Genomic DNA, 14,735 nt, shown 5'->3' on the forward strand with positions numbered 1-14,735 from the left:
ATCAATTTATTTAAGCCTGTTCGGCGAAGCAAGGCCTGACAGATAATTATAAATAGCCTGTTGCGAGTACAGCAGGGTGCCTTCTTTTGGTAACGGGATATTGTTGAGCTGCTGATCAATTTGAACAGCCTGCCCATTGTCCTGCAATTGCAGCTGAAGGATTTTCAACACCTGCTTTTTAATGTCTTCATCGTACACCGGAAAACAAACTTCTATTCGGCGGTAGATATTCCGGTTCATCCAGTCGGCCGACCCCATGTATAGTTCGGGTTCGCCGTTATTGTGAAACACAAAGATCCTACCATGCTCCAGGTACCTGTCAACAATCCGGGTTACCGTAATATTTTCGCTTAAACCGGGCACCCCGGGTTTTAAACAACAAATGCTCCGCACGATCATCCGGATCTTCACCCCGGCCTGTGAGGCTTCATACAACTTTTTAATCAAAACCTTTTCTTCCAGGTTGTTCATCTTGATGGTGAGGGCTGCGTCCTTTCCCGCGCGGGCATTTTCAATTTCCCGGTCAATTAATTGCAGAAAACGTTGCTGCAGGTTGAACTGCGCTACCAGGATCTGGTTGAATGTAACAAGACCGGGATTACCGGCTTTTTTCCGGTGCCCCAGGAAGATGAACAACAATTCCATTTCACGCAGGATCTCCGGATGCGCGGTAAACAGGATATGATCGGTATAAAAGCGTGCAGTACTTTCATTCATGTTGCCTGTTGCCAGCAGGCCCACATACGAAATGCGGTTTTCCTTTTTGCGTTTTACCAATGCTATCTTGGCATGTACTTTCAATGAGGCGGCGCTGTAAATGATCTTTACTCCGGCTGCCTTCATTCTTTTGGCCCAGCGAATGTTATTGGCTTCATCGAACCGGGCTTTTAACTCTACCAGTACCGATACCTTTTTGCCATTCTTCGCCGCACTTACCAGCGCATTGCCAATACGCGAATCGCTGGCAATACGATACAGGGTCACGTATATTTCCGTAACGGCCGGGTCAACAGCCGCCTCATTAAAAAAACGCAATACCATGTCGTACGACTGGAATGGCGGATGCAGTATAATATCTTTGTTTTCTACTTCTTCAAATAAAGACACGAAGCCCTCGCTTACCTTTACGGCAATAGCAGGCCAGCGCTCATAACTCATGGCTGCTTCTTTCGCGGGGAAAGAACCGAGGTCTTTCAGATTGTGATAATGGCCGCCCTGTACCATCATGGCATGTTGCAGCTTCAGGGCCAACGTTAGTAATCGCAGGTGTTCGTGTTGAATGCCGGGCTCATGCAGCAAACGGGTAGCTAATCCAAAATCCCGTTTGGTTAACTGTTCTTCAATTTTACGGGCAATATCGCCTGTATAATCATCTTCCACTTCCAGTTCGGCATCGCGGGTAATTTTGAAACTATAACACCCTTTTATAACGGTATGTTTGAAAATGGCTGAAAGATTATCTTTTATAATATCATCCAGAATAACAACGTATTGTTCATCTCCTCTTTTTACCGGGTAGAACCGCGGCAGGTTATCGGATGGAATATTGATGATCACCAGCTCATCAAATCCCCGCTCACCTTCTATCACAACCAGCAGGTAGAGTTTGTTATTTTCGGGAAAGAACTTAACGCCCGAGACAGACAGGTACACTGGTTGCAAAAAGGCCATTACCTGTGTATAGAAATAATCCGATACTTCCTCTTTTATACTGGCCGGAATGGGCTCATTGTATAATAAATGAATGCCCTTCTCTTTCAGCAGGGGTAAAATCTCCGTGGTGAAAATAGCTCCGAACCGCTCCTGCTGCTGGTTAATGATCTCTATGATCTGCAGCAGTACATCCGTTTTAACGTGTTCGGTTATTTCTTCATCCCCTTTTGCCTGTAATTTTTCCAGGGCCAATACAGCGGGCATGCGTACCCGGTAAAATTCGTCGAGGTTAGAGGAATAGATAGATAGGAATTTGATGCGTTCCAGCAAGGGAACGTTTTCACTTCCTGCTTCTTCCAGAACTCTTCCATTAAATGCGAGCCAGCTAAGGTCTCTATCGAAAAATTCAGATTGCATGCTATTACCGGTTTCAAGTAGTTAGTATGGCGGCAATGGAAAAAGCGATCACTGAAACAATTAATCCGTACATGAACACATTATAGGAAATGCGTAAGCGCTGGTATTTGGTACCCAGTACCACACCTTGTGAATACACGTCTTTGATAAGACTGCGGTATAAAAAGTCGCGGTCATCCATCATCTGTAACATACCCGAGGTATAGTCTTCCATGCTCATTTTAAAGAAATTCCCGAAAAACAACAGGTTCACCTGTTTTTCATTGATGTCTGTTTGCGTGAAAGTACCCTTGGGAATATTGGGCCGGGTAGCCAGGATGGCAAATACAATGGTAACCAGGCTAACGGCTAATAGCAACATGGCCGGTACCGTGTATTGGGGAAATTGTTCCAGGTTCTTCAACAATACACTAAGCAGTACCGAAATGATAATTGAATTCACCGAGATCATAATATGCGCCTTGCTGTCGGCCATATCACTGAGCCGCTGGTGGTTACCGGAAGTGATGCGGAACATGGTCTCGATCCCCCGCTCGGGCCGGTTTTTTTGTTTTGCCTTACTGATACCATCATCGTCGGAGATCAGGGGCTTTAATTTTGGTTTTATGCCCGGCGTCTGAATGGGCGCCACCTGATTCTTTAATTCCGGATTCTTTTCTACCAGCTTTTCTTTCAGCTTTTCCAGGTGTTTCGCCTTGGCATCGTTCAGCAGCAACTGGGCGTAGTCGGTATGATAGTGATGAGACTCAAGCAGGCGAATGGTTTTTATACGCCATTCTTCCTTACTGATGTCGATATTATGTAATTCGATGAACTCTTTTCGCATGGCCTTATTAGTGTCCGTAAACCGGGAGGTGCCCAAATGAAACAGGTCGGCATCGGCCACTATTTTTTCCAGCAGGGTTGTAGGGTTTTGGGGCAATTTGGTAGCCCGTATACAATTGGCTACGGTTTGAATAGTGGTTTCATCAATGCCCTGTCTTTTCAAAAAAGCCGCCGCTTCTTCTGCACCTTTTTCCTCATGCCGCGTGGGATCGGTATAGTAACCGATGTCATGAAACCAGGCAGCCGTTACCACAACAAAATAATCCAGGTCGCTCAACCGGTAGTGATTGGCAATCTCAATAGCTGCATTCACTACATTTTCGGTATGCCCCAGGTTATGATAAATTAATTTATCATTTGCATGGGTCTGAAAGAAGGCGGTTACGTATTGTTTTATTTCATCCAGTAACGTGTAGTAATTCATATGAGAGATTCTTTTACTGTCTACAAGTATTTAACAAATATAATCAGCCAAAGCTATTTGTACAGCTATTGAGAATTATGTCTGTATAGCCAAAGGTAGGGGCATTTATCATTAAGTACGCACCGGAAGCGGTTCAACACAAAAAAAGCGCCCCGATGGAATCGGGACGCCTGAGCAGTATTAATCTATATTAATATCCCATGGGGGAGAAAAAATGGCCGGAAGCATACAACTATCATCCGTTTTTTTAGCTCCATGCTGAATCTATATTCGTCCAAAAAAACTTCCGGCCCTCGCCTTTGCAGGCTTACATCAACAGCCCGTTTAAGCGTTGCGCTTATTTCTTTATAAACAGGGGTTTCAACGTGTACCAGCCCAATGCGGGAAAGAAGTGCATGGGGATGGCCAACCCCGGGAAAAATTCGGGACTTTCAAATTCCAGTGGAAATTTATAGGCAATGGGACCAAGAATTGTCACAAAGCTTACGATCGTTAAAACGAGATTGAATATGATCTCGCCATAACGGGGCAGCCATTTGGTTAGTATTCCATAACCGGTAGATGCCAGTAAGCCGCCCAGTATACAAATAAGAAAAACGGTAACGGGTTTTATAGTCCCGGTAAAATCGATCTCATTTGTAGTAAAATATACTTTTTGATAGATCAACGATGCCACAGCGGCCAACACCCCCGAAATTAACCCCAGTAATAATAATCTTTTAAACATACTATTTGTGGTTTATTAGCCCTTTGTAACCGGAACAGCTACGTCAATTTTTATCTGTTCGCCTACTTCACCACCGGGTTTACCGATTTTGAAATCTGAACGGTTAACAGTAAAACTGCCATTGAAGGTGGCGCCGGCACCGGCTTTTTTAAAGGTAAAGGGGATGGTGTACTCTTTAGATACGCCCTTTATGGACAGGTCGCCTGTTACCTGGTAACCTGTACCTGCCTTTACAATCTTTTTAGAAGTGTATTTAATAGCAGGGTACTTGGCGGCATCAAACCATTCTTCGCCTTTGGCGTGTTTGTTTTGTAAGCCGTTACCTGTATTAATAGAGTTTACATCAATGGTTACATCAAATTTTGAGCTGGCTGGATTTTGCTCATCAAAATCTATGTTTCCGGAAAAAGTTTTAAAGATCCCGGCTACTTCGCTGCTCGAAAATTTGATACTGTATTTATCAGCAATAGCCCATTTTTGAGCTACACTGAAGGCGAACACTGCTGTAATAACCAGCAGTGTTGCCATAGAAAAGATCAGCTTCTTCATATTCTAAATCTTATTGAAACTAATTAGTCTTGTGCGAATTCAGCGTTTGCAGACAGATTAACATTGTCGCTTACCATTACAGAAGGTAAAGCTGGAGCAATGCCGAAATCTGTACGTTTGATTGTACCAGTGATCTTGAAACCAGCGATTGGTTTTTTAGTTTGTGGGTGAACACCGGTTCCGCCCAGTACAACATCCAGTACAACTGGTTTTGTAACACCATGCAGGGTGAGGTCACCAGTTACTTTGTATTTCTTGTCGGCCACTTTTTTCCATGAAGTGCTTTTGAAAGTCAGCTTAGGGAATTTTTCAGCATCGAAGAAATCAGCAGTTTGCAGGTGTTTGTCACGTTGCTCGTTATCGGTATTGATGCTGTTGATATCAGCAGAAAATTCAACCGCTCCATCAGAAAAATCAGGCTTTGCTGAAGTGATCTTGCCATCGATGCTGTTGAAAGTTCCACCCAGTTCCGCTACTTGCAGGTGAGTGAAGTTAAAACCAATTCTTGAGTGTGCTTTGTCTACAGACCAGGTTTGTGCAAACGTTGTTGCTGCAGATGAAATCAATAACGCTGCGATGATAGTTGCTTTTTTCATGTTTCTATTTGTTTGAGTATTTAATGTATTGATAATAGCATGCCTATAACCTTTCCAAATTTTCCGTTTGGAAAAATTACATATGGCTAAATGTGAGGGGCAATCGCTTCAGTAAGCGTTTAGGGGGGCGCAAATATATTAATCTTATTTGCAATCTCCATCCGGAGAACAAACTTCTCCATCTATGGTAGTGAATTTTGTATTATCTTTTTTCCATTCCGAATAAGAACGCTCCAGCGCTTGTGTGAATACGTCTTTCGCCTGGGCGCCTGATACGGCATATTTGCGATCTATCACAAAAAACGGCACACCACGTACACCTATTGCATCGGCTTCGGCAATGTCCTTATACACTTCTTTGGTATAGTCTTCGTTTTCCAGCGCCTGTTTTACAGCTGTACTGTCTAAACCGATAGCTGTTCCCAATTGCACCAACGTGTCGTAGTCTGAAATATTCTTTCCTTCTGTAAAATAGGCCTTGAACAGGCTTTCTTCCGCCGCATCGCCTTTACCCTGTTTTTTCGCCAGGTGCGCAAAACGGTGCGCATCGAATGAATTGGCCACCACGGCTTTTTCAAAATCATATGTCAACCCTTCCTGGGCGGCCATCTCGGTTACGTAATTATTCAACTCTTTGGCCTTTTCTATTGAAAAACCTTTGCGTTCAGCCAGGTATTCGTCTATTTTACGACCAGGCTGGTATTCCAGGTCGGGGTTGAGCTGAAAACTTTTCCATTCAACTTCTATTTCGTCTTTAAAAGGCAGTTCCTGCAGCGCATTTTCAAAACGCCGTTTGCCGATATAGCAAAACGGGCACATCACATCTGACCAGATTTCTACTTTCATAATTTATTCCTTTTAAGCACCCTTCGTTCTGTACGTCAACATAAGCAGCTTATCATTAGCTACTTATAAAAAATTTGGTTGGGTCAACTTTACCAGAACTTGTGATACTTAGTTTTTTATTTTAACTTGCATCCTAAAGGAGCCTTACTCTCTTTTGGAGAGTCAAAGTTAATAAGTAAGTTAATACCAACAAAATAGTTACCTGTATGTAAGTAACTAACACGAAGGGAAGTGACACTGATTATCAATGTTTAGACATGAAAAATTGTAATGAAAAAAAATCAGAACATTTAAATTGTTCGATCCGCCAGATCCTGGACCGCTTCGGCGACAAGTGGAGCATCCTGATCATTTCCACCTTAGGGCATGTTGGAAAGCAGCGGTTTAATGAGTTGAACCAGCAGATAGGCGATATTTCCCAAAAGATGCTGACGGTGACCTTGCGGTCGCTGGAAGCCGACGGACTGATCTCCCGGACCTTATATCCTGAGATCCCGCCAAGGGTAGAGTATGAATTGACTGATCTGGGCAGAAGTTTATTGCCGCATATTGAGCAATTGGCGTTGTGGGCAGAGCAACATATGGAAGCTATTTTGAAGAATAGGGAGAAGTATGCTCATAGGGTTGGATTCGGTTAACCTCATCAACCCTGTCAACCTCTTTATCAACCGGTGGATTTCTGTGCCAGTAAGATGCCAGTATAGACCCTGTTACATTCATCAACGGCCCAAAGACTGCAGGCGCCAATCCTAATGTAGCAGCCTTGCCCATTGCTTTTGCCAAACCCGATGCCAGTCCACCGTTTTGCATCCCTACTTCAATAGCGATCGTACGTGCATCGCGTTCAGGCAGGCCAAATAGTTTTCCTATCCAGAAACCAAACAGATAGCCGGTGGTATTGTGAATAAGGGCACATATAATCAATGCCGGACCGATCAGGATCAAATTATTACGACCAGCCGCCACAATGATCACAATTATGAATGCGATGCCAAACATCGAGATCAGTGGCATGATCTTATCGAGCCAGCCGACCTTTCCTTTAAAGAACCTGTTGAACAGCAAACCAGCTCCAATGGGTATTACCACAATCTTGACGATCTCCCACATCATGGCCAATGCGTCTACCTTAATAAATTGCCCGCCCAGTATTTTCATCCACATGGGTGTTAAAAAGGGGGACAGCAGAGTAGCAATGGCCGTTAGGGTTACCGACAATGCTAAATTAGCATTGGCCAGGTACGACATTACATTGGAGGCCATACCACAAGGCATACTGCCAATCAATACAACCCCGGCTGCAATTTCGGGGGGAAAGTTAAACAGGCGGGCCAGCGTATAACCGGCCAGCGGCATAAAAGTGAAGTGTCCGCATAAACCAATCAGCACAGCTTTGGGCATTTTTATTACACCGGCAAAGTCTTTAAGCCCCATTTCGGTGCCCATTCCAAACATGATGATCTGTAACAAAGGCGTAAAAAACGACGCCAGTTTTATTCCATGCCAGGTGGAGAAGTATTGTGGATAATATAAAGCGGTTGTAACTGCGGCAAAGATCAACAGGGTAAAAGAAAATCCTTTCAATGCGGCATATGCCCTGAAACCGATGGATAAACTTAGAAAAAAGGCGATCAGCCAGGGGCCTGCAAATGCGGTGCTATCAATTACACTGAAAACAATAAAGGCTATTAAACATATAGCAGCGATTGGCAGGGCAATCTTTGTCATGGTTCGTCGTGAAATGTGGATGGTCAAAAGTCAATTTTCAATGGTGAAAGATGTTTTTTAAAAGCCAGAGGTTGCATGAACAGCTGTAAGCTGTTAGCTTTAAGCAATAAGCCAGGCCCGATGTTAGCACATCAGCCTGTTGGCTCATTAGCCCATTACGCTTACCACGTTCGTTTCTTCATATATTCATCCAGCTGGGTGCGGGTCATGGGGATCTCGCCGGGGTTCTTTTGTAACCAGTCCAGAAAATCCTGTTTTATTTTATCTGTCCACTGGTTATCAATTTGCCCGGGCGTGTATTTACCAGCTTTTAGCATACTGATGCCAAATTTGTCTTTCAGCGTAATAAACTCCGCGGTCACGATCACCGTTTCGGCCAGGTGGGCCGGAATAAACAACACCCCGCCCTTTTTGGCAATCACCAGATCGCCCGGCATTACCATGGCATGCCCAATTCGAATGGGCGAATTCAACCCCATCAGTACTTCTTCTTTCAGGTAAGACGGGTCCCAGTCACGTACATACGCATTGAAACCTTTTATTTCCGACAGGCCTTCCAGGTCGCGGGCGGCGGCGTCAAAAACAACACCATTACCCGATTTGCTGTAAATGGCATTACCCAGGTTACTCCCAATTAATGTTCCACCAGAAATTTTCCCAAAGCCATCAGCGACATACACATCACCTTTTGTTAGCATATCAATGGGCCAGCTGTTGGTATTCCCCACGCGGCCATCCTTCTTTCCCCTTTCTTTTATATTCTTCTCCACATCCGGACGACTGGGCATAAAACAAGCCGTTAAAGCCCGGCCTACTACCGGCGTATCAGTGTGCACCGTTTTCCAGTTGCCTTCATACTGACAGGTATAACCTTCGTTGTTCAGGATCGTCCAGGCATCTTCGATGGCAATATTACGGGCGCGGCGAATAAGGTCATCCGGGATCTTTGGCCGGCCATCGGAAAACCGCTCGCCTTTCCATTCAGCCGTTAGAAAAATGAGTTCATCGCGTGGAATCGTTTGTGCCTTCACACTTTTTGTAACCATACCTGCCAGCCAAACAATCGTTATAATAAAAATCCGTTTCATGATCAGTTACTATTTTAATGGCTGCCGCCGCCCGGTTTTATAGTTGTAATGGGCGCTGCAAGTCCATCGAGGTCATATACAATTTTTCCGCCCCTGATAGTCATTTCGCACTCCAGCTTTTGCGTTCCTTCCACTTTATATCCTGTATAATCGAAATACCCGAATTTACCGGCGCGCATACCCAGGATAGCTATATCAGCAACGGCGCCTTCAGACAAATGCCCCAGTTCTTCATGTTTTATTTCCTGTGCCGGGTTCCAGGTAACAGCCTGTATTACACTTTGCAGGCTCATACCCACACTCATGAGTTTCGACATTACATTCAACAGGTCTTTCATGGCAGCGTTCATGCTATTGGTATGAATATCGGTGCTGATGGAGTTGGGGTAGAACCCGTTTTTTATAGCAGGTATAGCCTGTGAGAAGGCAAAGCTGATGGAACCATACCCCACATCAAATACAATTCCTTTTTTTCTTGCTTCCAGTACAAAGGGTTTCACTTTTTGCGTATTCACATCTACCACTGGCTCACGATCACGCAACTGGCCAAAGCAATGGGTGAAAATATCGCCGGGCCGCAAATGTTTCATAAACAAGTCCTCGATAGATAACGGCGGATTGCTGCCGCCAAAATCGATCATTACCGGCGTACCGGCCATGGTGCCCGCTTTCACTGCTTCATCAACAGCCGTCCACTCACTACCTACATAATGCGCTACTTTAATGCCAACGATATAATCATGAAATCGTTTGACCGTCATACCTGTGAGCTTACCATCCATGTCCTGGGTATCCTGTTCGTATACTCCACCCCGCATGCCTTCGCCTACGATATTTAAAAAGGCGAGCACCCGGGTTTGGGATAAGTCGATCACCTGTTTTTTAAAGAGGGGAAAGTTTCGCCAGCCTGAGCTGCCGGCGTCTACCACAGTAGTTACGCCATTTCTGAAAGTAAAAGCATCGGGGATTACGGCCAGGGGGCCATTGCTGTAAGCACGTTCGGAATCGGTTCCATAAAAAACATGTACATGCGCATCGATAAGGCCGGGAGTTACATATAGCCCTTTTGCATTAACAACCTGCGTTGCTTTTGACTCATCAATATTTTTTGCCACCCGAACTATTTTGCCGTCATTCACGGCAACATCCATCACTTCATTTATATTATTCTTTGCATCGATTACATGTCCGCCTTTTATAACTATAGCATAGTTCTGTGCTGTGGAGATATGCCATACAATCGTTAAGAGAGCAAGTAAAATACTCGGTTTGCCCATTGGTTTGGAGTTTGATAAGCAGTTAATAATGTCCCAGCGCCCCTGCGGGCGTATCCAACAGGGGTTGGCCGGGTTGTCAAATCATCGCCTTTCCTATAACTAATTTAACCAACTGCCTTTATCAATTCTTCTTTGATCCTGCCAGCCACAATTTTCTCCTGGCCAGGTTTCAACATCCAAACAGTAACCGTGATGCCGTTATCTTTTACTCCACCGATCTCAATAGAAGGAGCGCCACTGCGTAATTTTTCCTGCAGGTCTTTACCTGACAACTTCACTTTTCCCGCGTCCCATGCTATCTGTAAAGTGGGCGTTACATTACCTAATGCCGGCACGGTGATACTGGTAGTTACGCCGCTAACAGATTTGGCAGCATTGTCAATTACCGCAGTGGCTGCTTCCCACGCTTTCCATTCTTTATTGTGATCTTCTTTAATGTATCTGTCAAGGGCTACATACATGCCTAACACTTCTTCTTTATTTACCTTAAAACCACGGCCAATATTAAAACCGCGGGGCGGCATGTGCAATCGGGCCGCTGCAATGATCTCTTTCTTTCCCATCAATAATCCGGCACTTTGCGGACCGCGTATTGCTTTACCACCAGAGATCACCACGAAACTAAATCCCATATCGTTGAACTTCCACAGGTTTGAGACCGGTGGCACATCAGCAGCGATATCAATAGAGGTGGGAATATTGTGTTTTTTGCCGATGGCTACCCATTCCTCATGTTTTATTTTGCCTTTATCGGCTTCTATATTTAAAAAGTGTAACAAGGCTGTTTTCTCGTTGATGGCCTGTTCCACTTCTGCAGCAGTTTCCACATAAATTATTTTACAGCCTGTATTCTTCAAAGCATGGTTATATACTATTTCATGTGCTTTTTGAATGATCACTTCCGACTTCATACCTGTTCCATCCAGGTGTGGCAGTTGTTCTACTTTATGCTGGTCCATTCCGGTTAAAATACCAGCCAGGCCCAGGGTCATGCCAGAAAAGGCGCCGGAGGTAACCACTGCCGCTTCGGAGTGCACCAATGCGGCAATCTTCTCTCCTACTTTATCCTGCAGCTCATCGAGCATGCAAAATTCAGTAGCGCCGGTTTGGTAGGCTTCCAGTACATAATCATGCATTAGCGAACCGGTCATGGCAGTAAAGGTGCCCGCAGCATTTATAAAGGTGCGAATACCCAGTTCTTTAAATAGATTTCGTTTTTCAGCATTCGCGGGTGCGGCGGCGGCTGTTCCCCAGGGAATAAGGGAAACGCTGCCTGCATAGGGGATCAGTGAAAACAATTTGATCAATTCTCTCCGTTGCATACAGATGATTTGTGGTTACTGCCCGCCCGCTGGTGGGGACCGGACGGAGCAATGATGATGGAATCTGTTCGATTGGGTCAGTATGCCTGTTAATAAGCCACCAACTAAACATAGGCGATGCAATCCATTTCAACTAAAGAATCACCAGGCACACCGCCTTTGGCAACGGCCACGGTAGTACGAACCGGTGGCTTTTTACCAAAGCGGCCCTTATACACTTCATTCATGTCCTTCCAATCCTTGATATCATCCAGATACACATTCACTTTCAATACCTTTTCCATGGAGGAACCGGCTGCCTGTAATTGTTTCTCCATTTCTTTCAACACGTGATCGGCATGGGCCTTGACATCGCCCGCAAAATGCGCGCCTATGCCTGCGATGTATACCAATCCATTGTATTTGGTGGCGCTTGCGAAAAGCGGCACATCCTGGTCGTCTGTTACAACATTAAACACTTCTTTTTCATTGGATTTGCCGGAGGTAGTTTCGGCTTTTGCAAATAATCCCAATCCTATAGTTCCGGCAACGGAGGCAAACAATTTTTTCAATGCATTTCTGCGTTCAGTTATCATGTGCAATTCTCTTTTTAAGCGTTAATGATGGTGAAAGACTTACTTAGAATTACTTCCACTAATTTAGCCCTATCTACCAAATCTGCAAAAAATAATGCAAATTATTTGCAATAAAAGCACAATACAAGTCCATATTGGCTACATTTTAGCATTTTTTAGCCTGGTCGAATTTAAAAATCACGCAAATTTTGCAACGCCAGTCCCTAAATCACATACATTTTTTAACTAATTCAACTTCCAGGATCTGTGGGAAAAATAAAACCCCGACGGAACCGCCGGGGTTTGGTTTTTCATATAATAAGTTCAGCTGTGGTTTATCTTCTTAGTCATTTCAATTGTTATGACTATAGATAAGGGTCTTACAGATTATAAAGCTGACCTTAACCAATACGGGATGCACAATGCTACTACTATTATATTTTTGGCGTTCTCATAGGTTCTATGCCTTATATAAAATAATATTTTCAGGTACTCACGTTCATTAGCGTGGACCACCGTTTACAAATTGGTTAAATCTGATGATGTATGGGCAGATAAGGTGAAGGCCACAAGTTCATTTGCAGCTAACTATCCAGGTTATACGAATTAGGGCGGGGCTAATTATTATCTAATAAATGTTGTATGGATCGGGGGGGAATCTGTACGTATGTATCTCTGGTTGAAGGAAAAGCAGGTTTAAAATGGAACAGGAACGAGGGGTTAATGTAATTGAGTAGTCAAATTTAAAATAATTATTGAAACAAAAAATTATTGTTACGTTAATACTCGAAAAAAATTAAGTGTTTTTATTAAGGATTTTACATACGCACTATAATTCTTATAGCAAATGACGATTGAGCAAACGTTCTATTTTAAATTGCCCTTGAAAAAATAATCTAAATCAAATTGTATGTAAAGCAACAATTACACTACAAGTGTATTCTTAAAATAAAAATGGTGAGCCATCTGCCAACTGGCAAACAACTCACCTATGACCTGTAGAAAAAGAGCGTTTGCAACAGGAGTTACCCAATCATTCCCAACTTATTTGGTAGTTCCTGTTGTGCTGTTGTTATTATCAGCAGATATCTTTTTCCCGAGAACAATGATGTACTGTTGTGCATCCTTATTTCCCGGTTCTATGGCCAAGATCTTTTTCAAATTTTCAGTCGCCGCTTTATAATCTTTTACCTGATTGGTTTGATAGGCAGCGAGATAACCATAAGCTTCTACCAGCCATTTTTTGTTCGTTTTATTGGTAGTGTCTGTTTCAATCATGGAGATCAACTGGTTATACCAGGGAATAGCGGCTCCCTTTTCCATGGTTGAATCACTCAATGAATTTACGCGTGCCCGCCAATAATAACCAAATGCCTGATCGGGATACTTTTGAATATAAGTCCCAAACACCGTATCGGCCTGATCATAAGCCTCTGCTTTGAAATTGGCAATACCCCAATTGAACAGATCGATATTGCTTGCTTTTGGATTGTCTTTATAAAACATGCCCAGCCATTTTGCCTGGTTCAAATAATCTTTCTGGTCTTTATATAGATCTGACAGCTTTCTGTAAAAATGGAATTTGTCGGGCTGCTCTTTTGCCATTTCTACTGTTTTCAGATAATAGGCAATTGCAGAATCCTGTTTCCCCTCAACGCCGGCATACAGATCCGCCATTACTTCATAATCTTTTGCCACCTTATTGGTATCTGCTTCTTTTGAAAAATACCGGTTCATGCTGGTCATGGCATTGGCAGAATCTTTCAAACCCAGGTAGCTATAGGCCATTAATTTATACAGGCGGGGCATTGAATCGGCATTGTTGTTTCGTCCAAGCAGTTGCTGCGCATTGCCGATGGCGTCCTGGTATTGTTTATTCAGGTACAACAAGTCGGTATACAAGACGTCATTCGTTTTACTGGGATCGCTTTTGGCAACATACTGTTTAAAATAATCCATTGCCTTTTGCGGCTCGGTGAAATAATAGTGGTAATACAGTTCGTACACGGCAGGTGCATAACTGCTATCAGCTTCCAGCGCCTGGTTAAAATATTTCAGGTACATTTCGGGGTTCTTCTGCGAAACAAATATTTTTCCCATGCGATACAGGGCTGCTGCATACCTGCCATCTTTATCAAGCGCTAAAGAGTAAGTTTTATACGCATCGGAGCCATTGCCCAGTTTGCGCTGGGCATCGCCTAACATAGTAAAAAGGGCCGGATCTTTCTTTTCCCGGTTTACGGCTTTGTTGAGAAGCTCCACAGCATAACCGGCGTCGCCGGTTTTGGCAGTTATATGAGCATTGGCGATGGCTGATAAAATATCAGCGTTTTTTTCCCGGGTTTTATCCAGTGCCTGGTCAAAATAGTATTTGGCGCTGTCTTTATTCCCATTATTCAACAGGTAACTGCCATAAGCAACCTGAAAATAAGGCTCGCTCTTCAGTGAAGCAGGAGCCTGGGAAAGTATATTCCGGAGCGGTGCAGGATTGTCTGAACTTAAATAAGCCTTTGACAACAAGTACCAGACCTCCGCATTGGCGGGTTCGGCTTTTACAATCTGTTGCAGCAGATCTTCAGCACTTTTATTCCGTTCATAATAAATGTACTTTTTGGCATCCTGAATGTTTTGCGATACGGCAACGAGTGAGGTTATAACACCCAGTAACAGTATTAATCCTTTTTTCATCAGCATTTCTTTAAGACCTTTTTTGAACTTATTTGCCAAAC

13 protein-coding genes are annotated in these 14,735 nt (G+C 43.7%); 1 reads left to right on the forward strand and 12 read right to left on the reverse strand.

What is annotated here, in order from left to right:
- Positions 1-6 precede the first annotated feature (6 nt).
- The 6 genes from ppk1 to BMX95_RS22760 form a co-directional block, all read right to left on the reverse strand.
- Complete coding sequence (gene ppk1 / locus BMX95_RS22735) at positions 7-2,070, reverse strand: polyphosphate kinase 1 (RefSeq protein ID WP_081202026.1); 2,064 nt, start codon at positions 2,068-2,070, stop codon at positions 7-9.
- Positions 2,071-2,083: 13 nt separating this feature from the next.
- A complete protein-coding gene (locus BMX95_RS22740; RefSeq protein ID WP_081202028.1) occupies positions 2,084-3,319 on the reverse strand; it encodes a Pycsar system effector family protein in 1,236 nt (411 codons plus the stop codon).
- Between the two features lie 337 nt (positions 3,320-3,656).
- The gene (locus BMX95_RS22745) at positions 3,657-4,046 is read right to left on the reverse strand and encodes a hypothetical protein (protein ID WP_081202030.1); all 390 of its coding nucleotides are present in this window, start codon (positions 4,044-4,046) and stop codon (positions 3,657-3,659) included.
- Positions 4,047-4,061: 15 nt separating this feature from the next.
- Complete coding sequence (locus tag BMX95_RS22750) at positions 4,062-4,595, reverse strand: YceI family protein (RefSeq protein ID WP_081202032.1); 534 nt, start codon at positions 4,593-4,595, stop codon at positions 4,062-4,064.
- Between the two features lie 23 nt (positions 4,596-4,618).
- Positions 4,619-5,191, reverse strand: a complete 573-nt coding sequence (locus tag BMX95_RS22755; protein ID WP_081202034.1) for a YceI family protein — start codon at positions 5,189-5,191, stop codon at positions 4,619-4,621.
- Between the two features lie 144 nt (positions 5,192-5,335).
- Positions 5,336-6,037 (reverse strand): DsbA family oxidoreductase, encoded by a 702-nt coding sequence (locus BMX95_RS22760; protein ID WP_081202036.1) that lies wholly within the window; start codon positions 6,035-6,037, stop codon positions 5,336-5,338.
- A 257-nt stretch (positions 6,038-6,294) separates the two neighbouring features.
- On the opposite strand from BMX95_RS22760, the gene BMX95_RS22765 reads away from it, so the two are divergent.
- Positions 6,295-6,675 carry a winged helix-turn-helix transcriptional regulator gene (locus BMX95_RS22765; protein ID WP_081202038.1) on the forward strand — a complete coding sequence of 127 codons (381 nt, stop codon included), beginning with the start codon at positions 6,295-6,297 and terminating at the stop codon, positions 6,673-6,675.
- On the opposite strand, the gene BMX95_RS22770 is transcribed toward BMX95_RS22765, so the two are convergent.
- The 6 genes from BMX95_RS22770 to BMX95_RS22795 form a co-directional block, all read right to left on the reverse strand.
- Complete coding sequence (locus tag BMX95_RS22770) at positions 6,626-7,765, reverse strand: bile acid:sodium symporter family protein (protein WP_081202040.1); 1,140 nt, start codon at positions 7,763-7,765, stop codon at positions 6,626-6,628. The two genes, BMX95_RS22765 and BMX95_RS22770, sit on opposite strands and share 50 nt — an antisense overlap.
- Before the next feature lie 161 nt (positions 7,766-7,926).
- The gene (locus BMX95_RS22775) at positions 7,927-8,853 is read right to left on the reverse strand and encodes an RraA family protein (RefSeq protein ID WP_090519574.1); all 927 of its coding nucleotides are present in this window, start codon (positions 8,851-8,853) and stop codon (positions 7,927-7,929) included.
- A gap of 14 nt (positions 8,854-8,867) precedes the next feature.
- Positions 8,868-10,130 carry an amidohydrolase/deacetylase family metallohydrolase gene (locus tag BMX95_RS22780; protein WP_081202044.1) on the reverse strand — a complete coding sequence of 421 codons (1,263 nt, stop codon included), beginning with the start codon at positions 10,128-10,130 and terminating at the stop codon, positions 8,868-8,870.
- Positions 10,131-10,234: 104 nt separating this feature from the next.
- A complete protein-coding gene (locus BMX95_RS22785; protein ID WP_081202046.1) occupies positions 10,235-11,452 on the reverse strand; it encodes an aminotransferase class V-fold PLP-dependent enzyme in 1,218 nt (405 codons plus the stop codon).
- 104 nt (positions 11,453-11,556) lie between these two features.
- Positions 11,557-12,027, reverse strand: coding sequence for a RidA family protein (locus BMX95_RS22790; protein ID WP_081202048.1), 471 nt, complete (start codon positions 12,025-12,027; stop codon positions 11,557-11,559).
- Between the two features lie 1,023 nt (positions 12,028-13,050).
- Positions 13,051-14,694, reverse strand: a complete 1,644-nt coding sequence (locus tag BMX95_RS22795) for a tetratricopeptide repeat protein (protein WP_133053971.1) — start codon at positions 14,692-14,694, stop codon at positions 13,051-13,053.
- Between the last annotated feature and the right edge of the window lie 41 nt (positions 14,695-14,735).

Source organism: Niastella yeongjuensis, assembly GCF_900110245.1.
GTDB lineage: Bacteria > Bacteroidota > Bacteroidia > Chitinophagales > Chitinophagaceae > Niastella > Niastella yeongjuensis.

Bases quoted from the DNA above. Each gene is read 5' to 3' on its own strand.
- BMX95_RS22745 (WP_081202030.1), bottom strand. From the start codon at position 4,046: ATGTTTAAAAGATTATTATTACTGGGGTTAATTTCGGGGGTGTTGGCC.
- BMX95_RS22775 (WP_090519574.1), bottom strand. From the start codon at position 8,853: ATGAAACGGATTTTTATTATAACGATTGTTTGGCTGGCAGGTATGGTT.
- BMX95_RS22740 (WP_081202028.1), bottom strand. From the start codon at position 3,319: ATGAATTACTACACGTTACTGGATGAAATAAAACAATACGTAACCGCC.
- BMX95_RS22790 (WP_081202048.1), bottom strand. From the start codon at position 12,027: ATGATAACTGAACGCAGAAATGCATTGAAAAAATTGTTTGCCTCCGTT.
- BMX95_RS22765 (WP_081202038.1), top strand. From the start codon at position 6,295: ATGAAAAATTGTAATGAAAAAAAATCAGAACATTTAAATTGTTCGATC.
- BMX95_RS22795 (WP_133053971.1), bottom strand. From the start codon at position 14,694: ATGAAAAAAGGATTAATACTGTTACTGGGTGTTATAACCTCACTCGTT.
- ppk1 (WP_081202026.1), bottom strand. From the start codon at position 2,070: ATGCAATCTGAATTTTTCGATAGAGACCTTAGCTGGCTCGCATTTAAT.
- BMX95_RS22755 (WP_081202034.1), bottom strand. From the start codon at position 5,191: ATGAAAAAAGCAACTATCATCGCAGCGTTATTGATTTCATCTGCAGCA.
- BMX95_RS22780 (WP_081202044.1), bottom strand. From the start codon at position 10,130: ATGGGCAAACCGAGTATTTTACTTGCTCTCTTAACGATTGTATGGCAT.
- BMX95_RS22785 (WP_081202046.1), bottom strand. From the start codon at position 11,452: ATGCAACGGAGAGAATTGATCAAATTGTTTTCACTGATCCCCTATGCA.
- BMX95_RS22770 (WP_081202040.1), bottom strand. From the start codon at position 7,765: ATGACAAAGATTGCCCTGCCAATCGCTGCTATATGTTTAATAGCCTTT.
- BMX95_RS22760 (WP_081202036.1), bottom strand. From the start codon at position 6,037: ATGAAAGTAGAAATCTGGTCAGATGTGATGTGCCCGTTTTGCTATATC.
- BMX95_RS22750 (WP_081202032.1), bottom strand. From the start codon at position 4,595: ATGAAGAAGCTGATCTTTTCTATGGCAACACTGCTGGTTATTACAGCA.